Annotated in this window: 1 protein-coding gene; it reads left to right on the plus strand. The window is 42.7% G+C overall.

The window, feature by feature from the left end; translation table 11 throughout:
• On the plus strand, positions 1-412 hold a 412-nt coding region (locus AC1M9K_RS14570; RefSeq protein WP_481589647.1), incomplete at both ends, for an FAD-dependent oxidoreductase.

Here is a 412-nt window from a genome sequence, read left to right on the forward strand (position 1 = left end):
TGGTGTTGAAGCTGCGATTGATTTGGCTGGTATCGTTGAACATGTCACTTTAGTTGAGTTTGATACCAAACTACGTGCTGACCAAGTTCTTCAAGATAAATTGAACAGCTTGCCAAATACGACTGTCATCAAAAATGCGTTGTCTACAGAAGTTGTGGGTGATGGCAAACAAGTGACTGCACTGAAATACAAAGACCGTGCGACGGATGAGGAGCACATTGTTGAACTTGCGGGCATCTTCGTACAAATTGGTTTGTTGCCAAATACGGATTTCCTCAAAACGACAGAGGTTGAGCTTTCAAACCGTGGTGAGATTGTGATTAACGATCGCAACGAAACCAATGTAAAAGGTGTATTCGCTGCGGGTGACTGTACAACAGTACCTTATAAACAAATCATCATTGCCACTGGT

This window comes from Acinetobacter sp. 24-47-67 (assembly GCF_056779735.1).